This window comes from Oleiphilus sp. HI0086 (assembly GCF_001635225.1).
On sequence record NZ_LWFZ01000058.1, the window covers coordinates 20,446 to 37,609 of the forward strand.

Annotated in this window: 15 protein-coding genes; 4 read left to right on the forward strand and 11 right to left on the reverse strand. The window is 45.4% G+C overall.

Going from position 1 to position 17,164, the window contains the following annotated elements; genetic code table 11:
* Positions 1 to 31: 31 nt before the first annotated feature.
* The gene (gene uvrD, locus A3756_RS00980; RefSeq protein ID WP_068515938.1) at positions 32 to 2,191 is read right to left on the reverse strand and encodes a DNA helicase II; all 2,160 of its coding nucleotides are present in this window, start codon (positions 2,189 to 2,191) and stop codon (positions 32 to 34) included.
* 162 nt (positions 2,192 to 2,353) lie between these two features.
* A complete protein-coding gene (locus A3756_RS00985) occupies positions 2,354 to 2,983 on the reverse strand; it encodes a hypothetical protein (RefSeq protein WP_068512737.1) in 630 nt (209 codons plus the stop codon).
* 159 nt (positions 2,984 to 3,142) lie between these two features.
* On the opposite strand from A3756_RS00985, the gene A3756_RS00990 reads away from it, so the two are divergent.
* A complete protein-coding gene (locus A3756_RS00990; protein WP_068552672.1) occupies positions 3,143 to 5,455 on the forward strand; it encodes a bifunctional diguanylate cyclase/phosphodiesterase in 2,313 nt (770 codons plus the stop codon).
* A gap of 46 nt (positions 5,456 to 5,501) precedes the next feature.
* Here A3756_RS00990 and A3756_RS00995 read toward each other — a convergent pair whose 3' ends face one another.
* Entirely contained in the window at positions 5,502 to 6,641 is a 1,140-nt protein-coding gene (locus A3756_RS00995) for a PilT/PilU family type 4a pilus ATPase (RefSeq protein ID WP_068552674.1), read from the reverse strand.
* Positions 6,642 to 6,688: 47 nt separating this feature from the next.
* Positions 6,689 to 7,723, reverse strand: coding sequence for a type IV pilus twitching motility protein PilT (locus tag A3756_RS01000; protein ID WP_068515927.1), 1,035 nt, complete (start codon positions 7,721 to 7,723; stop codon positions 6,689 to 6,691).
* Between the two features lie 139 nt (positions 7,724 to 7,862).
* On the opposite strand from A3756_RS01000, the gene A3756_RS01005 reads away from it, so the two are divergent.
* Genes A3756_RS01005 through A3756_RS01015 form a run of 3 tightly spaced genes read left to right on the forward strand, consistent with a single transcriptional unit; the run spans position 7,863 to position 10,731 of the window.
* A complete protein-coding gene (locus tag A3756_RS01005) occupies positions 7,863 to 8,570 on the forward strand; it encodes a YggS family pyridoxal phosphate-dependent enzyme (protein ID WP_068515979.1) in 708 nt (235 codons plus the stop codon).
* Between the two features lie 46 nt (positions 8,571 to 8,616).
* Complete coding sequence (proC, locus tag A3756_RS01010; protein WP_068552677.1) at positions 8,617 to 9,444, forward strand: pyrroline-5-carboxylate reductase; 828 nt, start codon at positions 8,617 to 8,619, stop codon at positions 9,442 to 9,444.
* Between the two features lie 3 nt (positions 9,445 to 9,447).
* The gene (locus A3756_RS01015; protein WP_068515918.1) at positions 9,448 to 10,731 is read left to right on the forward strand and encodes a CinA family nicotinamide mononucleotide deamidase-related protein; all 1,284 of its coding nucleotides are present in this window, start codon (positions 9,448 to 9,450) and stop codon (positions 10,729 to 10,731) included.
* 192 nt (positions 10,732 to 10,923) lie between these two features.
* Here the strand turns inward: A3756_RS01015 and A3756_RS01020 are convergent, their stop codons facing one another.
* The 7 genes from A3756_RS01020 to A3756_RS01050 all read right to left on the reverse strand — a co-directional run bounded on the left by A3756_RS01020 (position 10,924) and on the right by A3756_RS01050 (position 17,050).
* A complete protein-coding gene (locus A3756_RS01020) occupies positions 10,924 to 11,505 on the reverse strand; it encodes a hypothetical protein (RefSeq protein ID WP_068552681.1) in 582 nt (193 codons plus the stop codon).
* A 300-nt stretch (positions 11,506 to 11,805) separates the two neighbouring features.
* Positions 11,806 to 12,198, reverse strand: a complete 393-nt coding sequence (locus A3756_RS01025; RefSeq protein ID WP_156490151.1) for a TetR family transcriptional regulator — start codon at positions 12,196 to 12,198, stop codon at positions 11,806 to 11,808.
* 2 nt (positions 12,199 to 12,200) lie between these two features.
* Complete coding sequence (locus tag A3756_RS01030; protein ID WP_068552683.1) at positions 12,201 to 13,688, reverse strand: tyrosine-type recombinase/integrase; 1,488 nt, start codon at positions 13,686 to 13,688, stop codon at positions 12,201 to 12,203.
* A 152-nt stretch (positions 13,689 to 13,840) separates the two neighbouring features.
* The gene (locus A3756_RS01035) at positions 13,841 to 14,089 is read right to left on the reverse strand and encodes a hypothetical protein (RefSeq protein WP_068552685.1); all 249 of its coding nucleotides are present in this window, start codon (positions 14,087 to 14,089) and stop codon (positions 13,841 to 13,843) included.
* The gene (locus tag A3756_RS01040; RefSeq protein ID WP_068552687.1) at positions 14,086 to 15,681 is read right to left on the reverse strand and encodes a hypothetical protein; all 1,596 of its coding nucleotides are present in this window, start codon (positions 15,679 to 15,681) and stop codon (positions 14,086 to 14,088) included. The genes A3756_RS01035 and A3756_RS01040 overlap by 4 nt, the downstream gene beginning before the upstream one ends.
* On the reverse strand, positions 15,681 to 16,823 hold the full coding sequence (locus A3756_RS01045) for a tyrosine-type recombinase/integrase (RefSeq protein ID WP_068513895.1): 1,143 nt from the start codon (positions 16,821 to 16,823) through the stop codon (positions 15,681 to 15,683). Before A3756_RS01045 ends, A3756_RS01040 begins: the two co-directional genes overlap by 1 nt.
* Positions 16,820 to 17,050 carry a hypothetical protein gene (locus tag A3756_RS01050; RefSeq protein ID WP_068513899.1) on the reverse strand — a complete coding sequence of 77 codons (231 nt, stop codon included), beginning with the start codon at positions 17,048 to 17,050 and terminating at the stop codon, positions 16,820 to 16,822. Before A3756_RS01050 ends, A3756_RS01045 begins: the two co-directional genes overlap by 4 nt.
* Positions 17,051 to 17,164 lie beyond the last annotated feature (114 nt).

Here is a 17,164-nt window from a genome sequence, read left to right on the forward strand (position 1 = left end):
ATGCACAAGTTCCAGTCACCACCTAAAAAGGCTAGACGGCTTCAAGCTTTGCATAAGATAGAACTAGCCACTTACTGCCAGCTTCTGGGAAGTTAACTTGAATACGTGCATGGGCACCTTGGCCTTCATAATTGAGTACAGTGCCTTCACCAAACTTGCCATGCCGAACAACTTGACCTAGTTGGAATTGCGAATCGCCAACTTGCATATCGCTGCTTGAAGATTGGCTGAAGGAGACCGGTGTAGAAACGCTATTCTTTATGCGAACTTCTTGTATTAGCCCTGGTGGTATCTCTCGTACAAAACGAGACATGGGGTTGAACTTCTCTTGGCCATACAGGCGTCGTGACTCGGCATAGGTGAGCACTAACTTCTCCATTGCGCGAGTGACTCCGACATAACAGAGTCGGCGTTCTTCTTCTAGCCTTCCAGGCTCTTCCATCGACATCTGGTGCGGGAATAGACCTTCTTCCATACCTGCCAGAATCACGAAAGGGAACTCCAGGCCTTTTGCAGAGTGAAGCGTCATTAGTTGCACGCAGTCCTGATGTTCTTCGGCTTGTTGCTCGCCTGCATCCAAGGCTGCCTGGGCAATAAAGCTAGCTAATGGGCTTAGCTCGTCATCTTCAGCTTCGAAATCTTTGGTTGCCGATAAAAGCTCATTGAGGTTTTCAATGCGGGCCTGGCCTTTTTCACCCTTTTCTTTCGCATGAAACTCTTTAAGCTGCGATTGCCCGATAGCTCTTTCGGTGAGTTGGAATAAGTTTAGCTCGTCTTGTTCTGCACTAAGTTCATCTATCATATCGATAAAGGCATTCAGAGAGCCATTGGCCTTGCCTTTAATCAGGCCTAGCTGCAAACGTTCGACGCAGGCCTGCCAGAGAGACACTCCCTGATCTCGAGCGTGTTCACGAATATCGCTAAGGGTCTTATTGCCAACACCACGAGTTGGTACGTTTACCACTCGTTCGAAGGCGGCATCATCGTGTCGATAATAAACCAAACGTAAGTAGGCGAGGGCATTACGAATCTCTTGACGATCGTAGAAGCGTAGGCCGCCATAAATTCGATAAGGGACAGCCTGGCGAATTAAAAATTCTTCAATGACACGCGACTGTGCATTGGAGCGGTAGAGAATAGCGCATTGTGAACGTAGCTGGCCTTGGTTCACCCAAGCATTGATGCGGTCAGCAATATAGTTGCCTTCGTCTTGTTCGTTGAACGCGGCATAAAGGTCTATCGGTTCACCTTCACTGCCATCAGTCCATAGCTCTTTTCCTAAACGTCCGCTATTGTTTGAGATCAAAGCATTGGCCGCGTTCAGGATAGTGCAGGTCGATCGATAGTTTTGTTCCAGCTTAATAACTAAAGGCTGGGCAAAGTCGTTTTGGAACTGTTGAATGTTCTCTATCTTCGCGCCACGCCAGCCGTATATAGATTGGTCATCATCGCCCACTACCATAATGGGGATTCGGTTGCCTGCGAGTACGCGAAGCCAGGCATATTGAATGGTGTTAGTATCTTGAAATTCGTCGACCAGAATATAGCGAAAGCGATCTTGATAATGAGCAAGCAGGGCTGGGTTGTTCAGCCATATTTCATGAGAGCGAAGTAAGAGCTCACCGAAGTCGACCATGCCGGACTGTTGGCATTGCTCTTCATAACGTTGGTAGAGCGTTGCCATTACTTGATCGAACTGGGAATGAGTCGGCGGTAAATAAGCGGCGCGAACGCCTTCATCTTTTTTACTGTTGATAAAAGACTGAACTTGCTTAGGCGGCCATCGCGACTCATCGATGTTCATTTCACGCATGATTCGCTTTACGATCCGAAGCTGGTCGTCGGAGTCGAGGATCTGGAAGTTATCCGGAAGATTTGCTTCTTTGGAATGTGCGCGCAGAAAACGGTGAGCAATGCCATGGAAAGTACCAAACCAAAGGTTTCGTGCAGGCAGGTCCAACAATTGCTCGATACGGCCCCTCATTTCCTTGGCAGCTTTGTTAGTGAAGGTCACTGCCATAATTGAAGAAGGGCTTAAGCGTTCAATTTCCATCAACCAGGCAATTCGGTGTACCAATACTCGGGTTTTGCCACTTCCGGCTCCAGCAAGAACCAATAAGTTTTGCATAGGTGCAGCAACAGCACTGCGTTGTGCGTCATTCAAACCGTCAAGAATATGGGATACGTCCATGGGGGTATTTTTACCGAGAACTAATGATTATATGAAAATATTGCTGCTCATCTTACAGCAGCTATGTAAGAGATCAAGATGTGTTGGCTTGCTAAATGTAGGACGAAAAAAAGGGCCTCAAAGGCCCTTTGATATCCGCTGAACTCACGGAAACTTTGACTGCTAGAAAAGAAAGTAGATATATAAACCAATGTGGCTACCGTCAGAATCAGGGCCTGAGTCTACTGAGCTACCATTGTACTTTGTTACTTCGTAGTTTATATCGACGTACCTTAAAGCAATGACTGCACTATCAGAAGTCTTATATCCGTACTCTATAACTAAGCCGCTGGCATCTTCGAATTCAGCATTCTCGTCAAGCCCAATATCATCTGATTCTGCTTCAAATTCTGGGCTGGTATGTAAAGTCAATCCTCCACCAAAACGGTGCTTATCATAATTATAGAAGCCTAATAGTTCGACTGGAATGCGCGTGAAGTCACCATCACCGTTTTCGGCTAATAAGGCATCAAAGTGATAACCAATGCTACTTTGTATAGAGTATGTATCATTGATGTTATAGATAAGACCCAGTTTTAGATCCAATAAACCGCCTGCAGTGAGCTCTTCAGAGTCACCATTGGTGTATTCTACCTTGAGTAAGTCATCTCCCCCAAAAGTAAAGCCTCCAGCAGTAAAGCCTTGGAAGGTTTTCGTAGAAGTTGGTGAGTAATTTTCGGCTAAGGCGATATTGCTGCTAATAGAACATAGCAAAATAACCCACATCCCTAATATCTTTCTTAAACGATTCATTATTAATCCCTTTTTATGCATTAAATTTTAAAGGCGGCAGTATAGTGGACGGATTATCTTAGGTCTATTGATCGTTGAGAGTAGCCACTAAAATTGAATTGTCATTATTTGTTGTTAAGCTTTTCTCTAAATGTTTGTGTTTCAGGTTATACTTCACTCATGATCAATTTTGGCCAACTAAAAGCGCTTTTAAGTAAGCATCGAACTCGATCTGAAGCAGCTTCAGAGGCCAGGCGGAACGCGGAACAAAGTCAGCAAATCTATCAAGCGCTGGTCGATGAACGCAAGTTACGGCAAGCGTTAGAAGCTCAGCTAGTGCAAAAGAGTACCGACCTCGAACTTGCGATTCGAGATCGAACCAAAGAGCTTGAAGACAGTAACAAGCAACTCAGTGAACAAATTGCCCTGCGACAAAAGATCAGTGACGCCTTGGTAAAAAGCCAGACGCGCTTAACGCAGGCTATGGACGCAGCGCGTTTGGGCTTGATCGACTGGGATCTTGATCAAGCCCAGTTTTACCAGTCAGACTTCCATGAACTCTTCGGCGATAAAGAACTGACTACTGAAGAGCATATACATAACCTGAAAACGATTATTCACCCGGCAGACTATGTTGATGTTCGGGCGGCCGTTAACGCTTGTTTGGAAGGCGGTAAGGGAGAGTACCAACTTCAATATCGAGCCCAGAGTGGTGACGATTGGCTATGGATAGAAGAGAGCGGCAAGGTTGTTGATCGGGATGCAAAAGGGCGGGCTCTGCGAATTTTGGGGACCCGGCGTAATATTCAGTCCGAGCGCGCTCGTGATGAACAAGTTCGCTTGGCTAAGTCGGTCGTTGATCATACTTCAGAAGGTGTTTTTGTTCTGGATGCTAACTATCGCTTCCTGTCGGTTAATCCTGCTTATGAGAAAATAATCGGGCAGAGTGCGGAACAGCTTGTTGGGCAGAAGATTGATTGTTTGAGTGATACGCCTAAGCGTCAGGAAGCCTATGCCCAGATATTTGAAGAGGTACAAGCCAAAGACCTATGGCAGGGTGAATTATTAGAGAAGCGATACCATGGTGATTACTTTCCCCAGTGGACTCAGATCAATGCCATCAGGGATCGCAACGGACATATACAATACTATGCCGCAATGCTCTCTGACCTGTCTGTTCGACAAGCTGCTGATAAGAAACTCAATTACTTACTTAATTATGATGACCTCACTAAGTTAGCGAATCGCAACCAGTTCAAAGATCAGTTACACCGCGCTGTGGTTCGCTACAAAGATGAAGGCTTACCTTTCGCCTTAGTGACCTTGGATATTGACCGATTCAAGCAGTTTAATGATAGCTTTGGTCATGATGCGGCTGATGAGTTGCTCAGGGAAATTGCTCGACGCTTGTCTGCGAATGTACAGAAGGTTGATATTCTAGCCCGTGTTGGAGGCAACGAGTTTGCTTGCGTCGTGTCCTGTAGTCCGACCTTTGACGTAATGAAGTTTGCAGAGCGACTTTTTAAAACTGTGACCCATCATAATTATGATATATCGAGTGAGGAAATCGCTTTATCTTGCAGTATGGGTGTCGCACATGTTCCTGAACATACTCAGGATATCGAAACATTGATGCAATATGCGGCCTTGGCGGTGCAGAAAGCTAAATTCCAGGGAGGCGATCAGATCCAATTGTTTGATGATAGTCTTAAGCAGTTCTCTAGAGAACGTCTGGAAATGGAAAATGCATTGCGTAAAGCGTTGCAAAGAAGTGAGTTGGAAGTCTATTACCAACCGAAGCTGGATGTCAGGTCGAGAAGGATTAATTCTTGTGAGGCTTTGGTGCGTTGGAATCACCCCCAAAAAGGGCTCATTTCGCCTGCTGAATTTGTCAATATTGCTGAAGAAAGTGGTTTGATTTCTGAGCTAGGAGCCTATGTGCTTGAAACTGCTTGTCGCCAGGTTAAAACATGGCAGGAACAGGGCTTAGGTACTATTTGTGTTGCCGTAAATTTGTCACCTAGGCAGATTCGTGATCAAAACTTGAAAGGTATGATTAAGAGTGTGTTGGAGTCGAGCGGTATCTCGCCAGCATGTTTGGAATTAGAGCTAACAGAAAGCGTCATAATTGAAGACTTTCGCGCCGGTTTGAGTTGCTTGCATGAATTAAAAGAACTAGGGCTTAAAATTTCTATAGATGACTTTGGTACCGGGTATTCATCATTAAGTTACCTAAAAGAATTGCCGGCTGATACGCTAAAAATTGACCGTTCATTTGTTGAGGGGCTTGAAAACTCCAAAGCACAACTCGCGATAGTCAAGGCTATTATCGTGTTGGGTCAGAGCTTGAACCTTCGTGTGGTTGCAGAAGGTGTCGAGAATCAGGCCCAGTTGTCACTATTATCGCAGCATGGGTGTGATTATATTCAGGGCTACCTTGTCTCAAGGCCATTGAATGTTAGTGACATGGAGGCGTTGTTGAGAAAGCAATGAATAACATTGCTTCTCTTAAAGGTAAGTCAATCTATAATCTTGGGGCTTAGAAACCACCAATGTCTCCATCATCCTGAATACTAAGACGATCAGTTGTTGCTGATAGTTGGTTAGGCGATGAGGCGTCTGCTCCCAGTTTTATCATCAAACGTAAATCGTTCGCTGAATCTGCATAGGCGAGCGCATCTTCATAAGTAACATCTCCAGCTGAATACAGGTCGTACAGGGCCTGATCAAAGGTCTGCATACCAATATCTCGCGATTTGGTCATTATTTCCTTCAACTTATGAATTTCTTTTTTGCGGATGAGGTCTGCACATAAAGGCGTGTTGAGTAGCACTTCGATACAGGCTCGGCGGCCTTTACCATCGGGCGTTGGAATCAATTGCTGGGCAACAATTGCCTTTAGGTTTAGGGATAAATCCATCCATATCTGGTTTTGCTGTTCAGGCGGGAAAAAGTTAATGATCCGGTCGAGTGCTTGGTTAGCGTTATTAGCGTGTAGTGTTGCCAAGCATAGGTGTCCAGTCTCGGCAAAGGTGACCGCGTAATCCATCGTCTCCTTACTACGAATCTCACCAATCATGATAACGTCTGGTGCCTGCCTCAAGGTGTTCTTAAGGGCAATTTCAAAGGTTTCTGTGTCAATACCGACTTCACGCTGGGTGACAATACAGTTCTGGTGTTGATGGATATATTCAATAGGGTCTTCGATAGAAATAATATGACCTTTACTATTTCTATTTCGGTGCCCGATCATTGCTGCGAGAGAAGTTGACTTACCCGTGCCCGTTGCACCGACAAAAATAATCAGGCCACGTTTTGTCATTGCTAACTGATTGATGGTTGTAGGTAGACCCAAATCTTCAATGCGTGGAATATTAGTTTCGATTCGACGCAGCACCATACCGCACAAATTTCTTTGCATGAAGGCACTTACACGAAAGCGGCCAATGCCACGGGCACTGATAGCAAAGTTACATTCGCTTTTCTCAGTGAACTCGTCACGTTGTTTCTCTGACATGACATCAAATACAATCTCACGACATTGTTCGGGCGTGAGTGCGTGCTTGGTAACAGGGACGAGCTTGCCGTGGATTTTGATGCTCGGTGCGACACCAACAGTAATAAATAAGTCAGAGCCACCTTTTTCGACCATGACTTTTAAGAGTTTTTCAAAATCCATGTTACATATCCTGAATCATTTTATCTTTGTTCATAACGCGGCCTAAGTTAGAAATTCTCAGGGATCTTGGCTTTTTCTCTTGCTGTATCACGAGTGATAAAGCCCTTGCTTAGTAGGTTCTGCAAGCACTGGTCGAGTGTTTGCATACCGATTGATGCGCCCGTCTGGATAGCACTGTACATCTGGGCGACCTTATCCTCACGAATCAGGTTACGAATTGCAGGGGAGCCGATCATAATTTCATGTGCAGCAACTCGGCCACCATTGGTCTTTTTCAACAAGGTCTGAGAAATAACAGCCTGTAAAGACTCGGAAAGCATTGATCGAACCATCGCTTTTTCTTCTGCAGGGAATACGTCGACGACACGGTCAATCGTTTTAGCTGCTGAGGTGGTGTGCAAGGTGCCAAATACCAAGTGACCCGTTTCTGCTGCGGTCAGTGCCAAACGGATGGTTTCAAGGTCACGAAGCTCACCAACCAGAATAATATCGGGGTCTTCACGAAGCGCTGAACGTAGCGCTTCGTTAAAGCCCAAGGTGTCCCGATGAACTTCACGTTGGTTCATTAAGCACTTTTTACTTTCATGAACAAATTCGATCGGGTCTTCAATCGTTAGAATGTGGTCGTAGCGGTTGTCATTGATATAGTCGATCATGGCGGCCAATGTGGTTGACTTACCAGAACCGGTTGGCCCTGTTACCAGAACCAAGCCGCGTGGGACTTCAGCAATATCTTTGAAAACCTGGCTCATTCCCAGGTCTTCCATGGTGAGTACTTTCGAAGGAATAGTACGGAATACTGCGCCAGCACCACGGTTCTGGTTAAAGGCGTTTACACGGAAGCGAGCAACACCGGGTACTTCGAACGAGAAGTCAGTCTCCAAGAATTCTTCAAAGTCTTTTCGTTGCTTGTCATTCATTATGTCATAAATCAGTGAATGAACTTCTTTGTGCTCCATCGCTGGCAGGTTGATACGGCGAACATCACCGTCAACACGGATCATTGGCGGTAGTCCGGCAGATAAATGTAAATCGGAAGCGCCTTGTTTGGCGGAGAATGCCAGCAGTTCAGTAATATCCATGGTCGTCCTCTAAAGCCTATAACTTTGTATCTTAGATTTTTAAATGAGAAAGCTGATCCAGAAGGATAAAGCTTGTTAATACAGGTTGTTTTTGCTCAAATGCATGTCGACTTTAAGACACGCCACGCAAACTTATATTATGAACTTCAGCATAGCAGACAAGCTCCAGAACGTAAGAAAAAGGATACAAAAAGCCACAATTGATGCCGGCCTAGCAGAAAACTCCGTGCAGCTCCTGGCGGTGTCGAAAAAGAAGCCTGCTGAAGCAGTCTTTGAGTTATTTAAGCAAGGGCAGAAAATATTTGGCGAGAACTATCTTAATGAAGCGCTTGAAAAGCAGATAGCGGTCAAGGCTTTATTGACGAAAGAAGGCAATGCCGAAGATATCGTCTGGCACTTTATTGGCCCGATTCAGTCGAATAAAACGCGGCCGATTGCTGAAAGCTTTACTTGGGTGCATAGTGTTGATCGCATAAAAATAGCACAGCGTTTAAATGATCAGCGCCCGGACACTTTATCGCCACTGAATATTTGTATTCAGGTGAATATTGATGAAGAAGAGACTAAATCGGGCATATTGTTGAGTGATTTGCCTGAGCTTTGTCGAGCACTAGAAGATATGCCTCGTTTGAAGCTACGCGGCTTAATGTGCATACCTCAAGCAAATCAAAGTGAAGAGAGTTTGAGCACCGCGTTTACGAAGATGAAGTCGGCATTTAATGATCTGCAAGAAAGCTATTCGAGTGTCGATACTCTCTCGATGGGAATGTCTGGTGATATGGAGCAGGCAATTGCCTGTGGCTCAACAATGGTCAGAGTTGGAACCGCTTTGTTTGGCGAACGCTAGAGCTTGGAAACAGTTTTTGAATTTTTGAACAGGAAGTGAACTAACAATGAACTTGAATGAACAAAAGATCTGCTTTATTGGCGCAGGTAACATGGCACACGCCATCGTTGGTGGCCTAGTAAAGAAAGGTTTAAACGCAAGCAATATTGTAGCAACTGCACCAAACCTTGAACATCGGGAAGCGATGCAGAACACATGGCAGGTCGAGGTAGATGAAGACAATGCTCGCGCTGTTAGCACGGCAGATATTGTCGTGCTCAGTGTAAAGCCTCAGGTACTGCAGTCGGTATGTGAGTCATTGAAAGGCAGCCTTAGTCATCGTCCTCTAATCATCTCTATTGCGGCAGGCATTGGTTTGGACCTGCTGGCACAGTGGTTGGGCTCTGAGCAGGCATTGGTGAGATGCATGCCGAATACCCCAGCCCAGGTACTCAAGGGTGCGAGCGGCTTGATCGCGAATGCGAATGTAAGCGATGAACAAAAGAACTTGTCAGATGAATTGTTTCAGGCAATTGGCTTGGTTGAATGGGTAGATCAGGAAAGCTTGATTCACTCAGTGACGGCCTTGTCAGGTTCAGGGCCAGCGTATATCTTTTTGATGATCGAAGCGATGGAAGCAGCCGCGATAAAACAAGGGCTCTCTGCAGATACGGCTCGAAAGCTGGCAGCACAAACCGTAGCGGGTGCCGCTGAAATGGTGCTTAGTGGTGATGTGGCACCAGCCCAGCTAAAGCGCAATGTGATGTCTCCCGGCGGAACAACAGAGCGAGCGATTCATACTTTCGAAGAGAAGGGCTTGCTTGAAATTGTCGATGAGGCAATGCAGGCCGCAGCAGATCGATCAGTAAGCTTGGCAGAAGAGCTGAAGGCTTAAACTATGAAGATTGCATTGCTGCTGACAGGTTCCGAGTTGATGACCGGTGATATTGTTGATAGTAATTCGGCGATGATCGCTGAATACTGTCTTGATCAAGGTATTCAGGTGGCTTACAAGGCGACCGTTCCTGATGAACTAGACCTATTGGTTTCAGAAATAGAGCGCTTAAGTCAGCACTTTGATGTTCTGATTGTTAACGGTGGCTTAGGGCCGACAACAGATGACATGACGGCAGAAGCTCTGGCTAAAGTTCTAGGCAAGCCAATCAAGCAGCACGAGCAAGCTCTGGCACACCTGAGCTCTTGGTGTCAGCAACGCAACTACCATTTAAGTGATGCCAACAAAAAGCAGGCGATGCTGCCCGAAGGGATTGCTTTGCTGGCAAATAGTATCGGTTCTGCAGTGGGTTTTTGGGCGCCTCATAATGATTGTCAGATTTATTGTACTCCGGGTGTACCGAAAGAACTTGAGCTGATGCTGCGTGAGGAGATCTTACCGAGTCTAAAGGTTACTTTACCGAGTGATATTGAGGTGAAGCGCCTTCGCTACCGCGTTTTTGGTTATGGTGAATCAAAACTTCAGCAGGTGCTGGCTCAGACCTTTCCGGATTTGCCTGCTTGCATTGAGATAGGCTTTCGAGCCTCTCTACCTCTAATAGAACTGAAACTGAAGGTTGATAGGCTAGAACATCATGCTACTTTAGGTGAATGGGGCAAGAAGATAGAAGCATTGCTTGGTGATCATATTGTCACTAAGGATCAACGCTCTATTGCTCACGTTGTCGTAGATAAGCTTAATGCCGAAAGTAAAACGCTTACCTTTGCCGAGTCTTGTACGGGCGGCAAGATAGCTTCTTTAGTGACAGAGATTAGCGGCGCATCGGCAGTGTTTGAAGCGGGTGTTGTCTCTTATTCCAATGAGATTAAACATCGAGTACTTGGCGTGTCGCAAGACTCTTTGGATAAGTATGGTGCTGTGAGCGAGCCTGTTGTCAGAGAGATGCTGGCGGGTGTGCTCGAATTAAGTGGTGCAGACATAGGAGTGTCGGTATCAGGCATCGCTGGTCCAAATGGCGGTACCGAAGAAAAGCCAGTTGGTACTGTTTGGGTCGCTTGGGGTGCAAAGAACAATATCAAAGCACGTGAATTCTACTTTCCGGGTAGCAGGGTGTTTTTTCAGGAACTAGTTTCAGCCTTAGCTCTGGATTTGGTCCGGCGAGAATTGATTGATTCAAGTGAAGAACCGGAATATTTTCGTGCCAGAAAAAAGCCGGGGTCAGAGTAGAGTAGCGCTTACTTAAGCTGAATTGAGACCATGCTATAGATAAGCTGTAAAAGTCGGCACGCAATGAAATAGCGGTTTCGACTAGAGCCTACAAATACCCTGCCTAAACTTTGTCAGCAAAGTGCCAAAGGCAGACCTACGAGCTTGTTTCACGTTTGGCCCGATTGCCATAAACAATGTGGCGCAGATTCATTATTTATTACGTAGTTGCTGATATTTTATACTAGATTCATAACTATTTAGTATGTCTTTTGATACTTCATGTTCGGCGTCGAAATAGTCACAGATGACTCTAACTTTTTTTAATAGCCCTCTCTGTGTGAAAGCCGAAGCACCGATCCATACTTCACCCTTGCTACCAATTAATACAGCGTGGTACGTAAGTAGCCTTTCACTCCCTCCATCAATTCTCCTCACTATGCCCTGTGCGCGTTGAAGCTTTAATTTCACATTTCTTCCTAGTGAATACTTAGAGACTAATCCTTTATGTCTAAAAACTTCAACAATTCCATTGCTCTTATTGAAAAGGAATATTAGTCCTGCTGACCTTCTGTAGCTATGAAGTGATAGAAAAAAAGCTACAACCATAAGTAGTAGAACAACTATCAAGGAAAATTCTATATTATCGCCAACTAGCTGATTTTGCTCTATTAAAACAAATGTGAGTAAATACAAGACAAAAAAAACAGGTATTGCAACAACTCCAAATAGTGCTCTGCCAGTGTCTATTCCTTTGACCGCAAGCTTACCACCTACTTTCTTAGTTCGAATCATCTGTGATCCTAATGATTAGTTTTGACTATATTTATTTAAGGGAGGAGTGTAATTAAATACGCAATTAACTCAATCATCAATCATGGCTTTTTGCTTTGTATTAGAAATGCAGTCTAAGCCAAGTATTAAAGCTAGAAGGAAAGATGTGTTGAGATAAGAGTCCCTTTCAGGTGCTGAATTTGGCTGTTTTATCCTAATCATAACTAACCTGTCGAGCGACAGCTTTGCGGACACTTCTGCCGCTCAAGAATGTCTGCTCTTCACCAGTTTCAGACCATAAACTGCATTCTTTGGTGACAACTATTTACTCCTAAAACCATCGATTCTTACCACGTTTTTCGCCCCAAGCTCAGCCTTGAGCTTCGCGTTCTCAGTTGATAATGCCGCATTAACCGACACTAGCTTTTTAATCTGCAATTCAAGCTCTTCAACCTCCGACCTCAACTCACGACTCTTACCCTTTTCTAGTTTTAGCGCCTGAGTTTTCTCGTCTCTTTGAGCCTTCAAAGCTTTGCCAGTGACTTGTCGTATTTCGTCAGCAATGCCGGGGTATCTGTTGTGGATCGTTGCCTCAGACACTTTGGCTTCCTCTGCGACAGATGCAATACTGATTTTTCGTTTTGGATCAACCACTCTAGGTCTATTACGCTTCATTCGCGACAGGGCAAGCTGCAACGCCTTTTCGGTACTCATTGTCATGACGACACCCTCTTAACTTCTTCAAACATGCCAAACTCTTTCAGAACGCGCTCACAGCGATCAATATCGCGTTCAAGGCGTTGCTTACCCGCTTCGCCTATATCCTCTACGTCTTTCAATTCTAACTGCTGGATATAAATTCGTTTGTAGTAATCGCCGTGCCGCTCTTTTTCAATAATGGAATCCGCACAGTCAACACATCGCGTACCCTCAATGACGGATCGACCGCCACAGGCTGAGTTATCTGATGTGCACCACGAATGACCCGTTGAACGAAGATGCACGCTATCAGAGATTTTTTCTGCCATCTCAGCGCGACTCTCGAAGGTCTTAACTGCTTCACTCTTGGAGCGATAGGAGATTAGTTTATTAGCGAGCCCCCCCGTGATAATCGTGCCCTCATCCAAAAACTCTTCAACACGCGCCACCTTATAATTTTTAATCTCAATGGCGATCTCGTCGTAAAGCTCCACTTCTTGCGCTTCATTTCCCGCGTAGAGCAATGTCATGTCCATCGACCAATGCTTGAAGTGCTGCTTCAAATAACGCAAGTCGCCATACGCTGACTGTGCACAGTAAACTGCAAACGTGCGCCGAAAGCGGTGACTAGCCATGCCGTTAATGCCCAATGCAGTGCAGAACGATTTCAACCTACGATCAAAAGCATCACTAGTAAGCGCATTAATCGCATTCTTATTCGCCGTGCTTGTGGTCAAAAACAGATGGTGCTTGAAGTGCGCGATTTTAAGAGCTTTAGGATGCTCAGGATCGTTTTCAAGTAAGCTCTGCTGTTCTTGCCAAAGCCTTTCTCGTAAAGTACGTACATACGCCTTCTGCGCTTCAATTGCATCTATGACGATCTTAGGTACCAACCATTCGGTATAACCCTCATGCGTCTTACTGCTGTGCGATTTCAGCCAATACGACGTATCCTCCTCATTGTCCTCAATGCGATAAGCATCCCGATCAGGATTACGGTCATTCCACTCTATCGCGCAGAGTTCATGATTCCGTATACCACTAAACGTTAGGATAATAATGGCAGCAGCGATTGGAATATCATTATAGCGGCGATTGAATTCGCTTAAGCTGGCAAACCCATTGGGAGTAAGAACCGATGTTTGAAGTTTTTTGTTTACGAACGATACCGAAACACCCGTTGCATGCAGTTCAGCGCGCTTCGCCTCTAGCGATTGTTTCACCGCAACTAACTCATGCGCTTGCTCGATCAACTCCTGACAGGCGGGGACCAAGACCTTAAGCTGATCTTCTGGAATAATTTCCGTTTTCGCCTTGGGTACGCTGGTTTGACCTGTCATCCCCGCGAGGTGCAAGGCAGAGCTTTCTTCCCAAGGATGCGGAAATGCCCACTGAGTCTCGCGCAGATGCCTTTGTAGCGTCTCAACACCAAGGAATCTAGCAAACAAAGTGCCCGGGGACAGTGGTTTGTTTCGCGCCGATAGCGTTTCCTTCGTTTGTTGCACGTAGGTCGCACAAACGAGTGGGGTTATATCCTTTATGCACTTGATGTTCAGCGAGTCGAGATACCTTAAAAATTGCCTTATCGCTTTGAAAAACTCAACCAATGTGCCTCCGCCTGGATTGTTTTGCAGATCGTAGTGCTTGATCGCAAATTTCACCGCAGGAAAAAAGCGCTCGGGCAGCGACCCAAAGCGTAGCTTTTTTTGCTGTCCTTTGTGCTGCTTGTAAAGCGTGCATCTTCATATCGCCAAGTCATATCCTTATACTCGCTGATCACTTGATGACGCCCGTCAGTTAGACGGTAAGAAGAGATAGGCAATGTCAGTCGCTCTGACTCGCTCAACGCATGCAGTTTAATCGTATTGCCATGCGCCACTGCGCTCGCCATCAAAGTCTGACTCATGCGACCCCCTCAAGCTGTTGGCGATGCTTCCAGGCGGGATGAGGATTGGCTTCGGCTTCAGCGCGAACGGTCTGCACATACTCAGGATCAAACTGCGTCGCAATCTCGTTGTCGATAATACGAATGATATGCGCAAAGTACTTCTTCCAGCGTTTCGCGCCAATTTGCTCTCGCTCGTACACCAAGAGCCAATAAAACGAGAAAAGGCGGTATATATCCTCTTTCGTGACAACCATGTTGCGACATCGCACACAGGCCAAAAAGTCGGTGCAATAGATTTTATTGCCTTCTCTGTCGGTTTTCTGGCCTGAGTCCGCACACTTTGCCACTGAGGTATTCTGCTCAATGCCTCGAACGTTATCGGTCAGCTCTTTGACACGACTACGTCCCATGAAGTTAAAGTTTTTCTCTGCCTCTTTCGGTGCTTCCAAATAGTGTGAATCAGAGACTTTGACCGAATGCCCCGCGAGGGCGGCGGTGACGAAAGGATCACCACCCGACAGCTCAAAAATGCGATTCTCAAAGGTCTTGCGAAAGCGTGAAACATTGACCTTGAGCGGCTTGCCGTTGTCGTCCAGCAATTGCCGATCCGCGACCCACTTGGAAATGTTCTGTGCAAGTAAAGTAGAGCTCAACGCTGTCCCTTGATCTGCGTTTGCATTACTAGTCGCTCGATAAACCAACACCAAGTCCGAGTTCATCTCCTGACGTACTGATGCATTGCATTGAATAATGTGTTGGATCATCACAGCAACATCGGCTAGCACCGTTTGCACATTTTCGACTCTTTTTTGATGGCGTAAAACTTGAACCTTGGTGGCATTACCTCGACGCTTATACAGCACCAACAGCTTTCGATTTTCCTTCAAGGGGTGCTCTTGAATCGAATCGGTCGTCATTTCCAACAAAGGCGTCGTATTCATCCCTGACCGCAACGCAATCGCACACATCAAAATCGTTAATTCATAGCCGGTTAACGGCGCTTTCTTTTCTAAAATGGCATTCACATCGTCACTCAAGGCGTATGCAAGTCGTCGTCGCTCTGCTCTGGAAAAGGCTAACTGTCCTTTCACTTTTCGATTGGAATTTGGAAAGGGGTTTTGAGGAAAATCCACCCCATTGATCCAATCCATGCCCTGCATCTTGACTAACACTGACTTGGTGTGGGTGTAAAAACCTTTGGCTGAAGTGCCGTTCGGATACGCTGTTTTTACATGGCTGATATAGTTTTGAATCAGCTCACTGGTGATATCCGTTAACACAAGGTCACGGCCTTCGGCGGCCTGATAGAGTTTAAGATAGTCAGCAAGGTATTTGATGCCGCCATAGCAGTAATTACTTATTGTGCTGTGCGCGACCGTTCGCTCCTCGATCATGATCTGAATGGTTTGCTGCAAGGCGCTGACAATAGCGTCAAATCCGCATTCGTAGAGGATGGAGAAATCAAACCCATTAGTGGAATTCGCATTTTTACCCCAATAAACCTGCTGATCTTCTGGAACGCCAAGCTTCAGGACGGGCTTTTTAGTGGCGATTGAAGGCGTGTCCTGACTTTTAATTTTTGCGTCATTAAAACGTTTTTTAGTTCCCATTACGCCACCTCCAAACCGGAGCATATCTGATCGACATCATCGTCATAGGAGGTCATCACATCTCCTTCAAGCTCTTCTAGGTAATGCAGGTACACTTCAGTCGTATTGATGCTAGAGTGCCCTAAACGATCCCGAATATAAGACAAAGGGTTTCCCCGATAATTTGGATTGTTTCGTAAGCCGTATAGCTTCATCGTGGCATAGGTATGTCGCAAACTATGCAAAGTGATACCTTTGCGACCCACTATGCTCTGAAGCTCTTTGTTTAGGATCGTGCCCTTAATTGAGTAGGGCTGACCAAAGCGATTTAGAAATAACGGCGCTTGCTCATCAATTCCGTTCTCGACTAAAAGACCGTGCCGATCATGCAGTTTGTATTGCCACAGTCGTTCATACAAAGCGATAGGGATGTGAATGGACCGAGCCTTACTGCCTTTGGTTTTCATGTCCAATGGATTTAGATCAACGACGACAATCGAGCTACCGCGCTTCATTGCAGGGTCTTGGATAAATTTCTCAGGAAACGTTAGCAGCTCTTCTTTACGCATACCTGTTTGCAGAGCCATGCGATAAACAAGGTGTTGAGACATGAAGCTCTCACGCTTTAACAGCGCTTTGATTTCTTGCTTGGAGAGTACCTTTAGGCGACTCTTTTTTTCTTTCAGCATCACGTTTGGCGAACTTGTTATGCCACCACTTGTATCTGTGTGAGCAAGAAACCCTTTTGGCTTAGATATGATGATAGTTTCAATGTCGTAGGGAACAGAATCAATCCATTCTCTGCGTCTTGCGTACTCATAGAACTTGATGATAGTGCGTAACCTGCCATTGACCGTATTGGGGCTCAGGCCAAGATCAATCGACCAATCCCGATATGCGCCAATCACAGAATGTTCATAGGTGGCTAGACTTGCTCTCCAATCAAGATCATTTGCTTCAAGGTAAGAAAAATAGTCGTACAAATCCTGACCGTATCTGAGCCAGCTCTTCACACTTGAAACTCGACCTCGGGTAATACAGTAATAAACTAGGAACTGATGAACCTCCCAAACTAACTGCATTTCATTATCAACAATCAAAGGAAACTCAGCATAAGGTTGGCCGTTGAGTTTAAAGTCTTCTGTGGCTTGAATGAGTCTCATGCAGCATTGACCTTTATTTCTCTAAACCCAATTCTCTGCGCAACTAAAAACGCTGAATCTAATGTTTTAAACGTTCTTGGACTGACTCTTTGTGAATCTAAAATAATGGGCTCGCCAGACTTTCTTCCAAACTGAAGGCACCAACCTTCACTCATCACATTTCTGACAATGGTTGCAGACTTAACGTCACCACTATCAAATAACATTTTGATTGATTGTTCTTGCATAAAGCCCCTTTTGATAAATCATTATTTGTATTTTGATGTTGCTCAAATACAGGAAACAAAAACACAAATACTGTTCATCTATACAGCTAATATATGACCATTAACTAATTATGC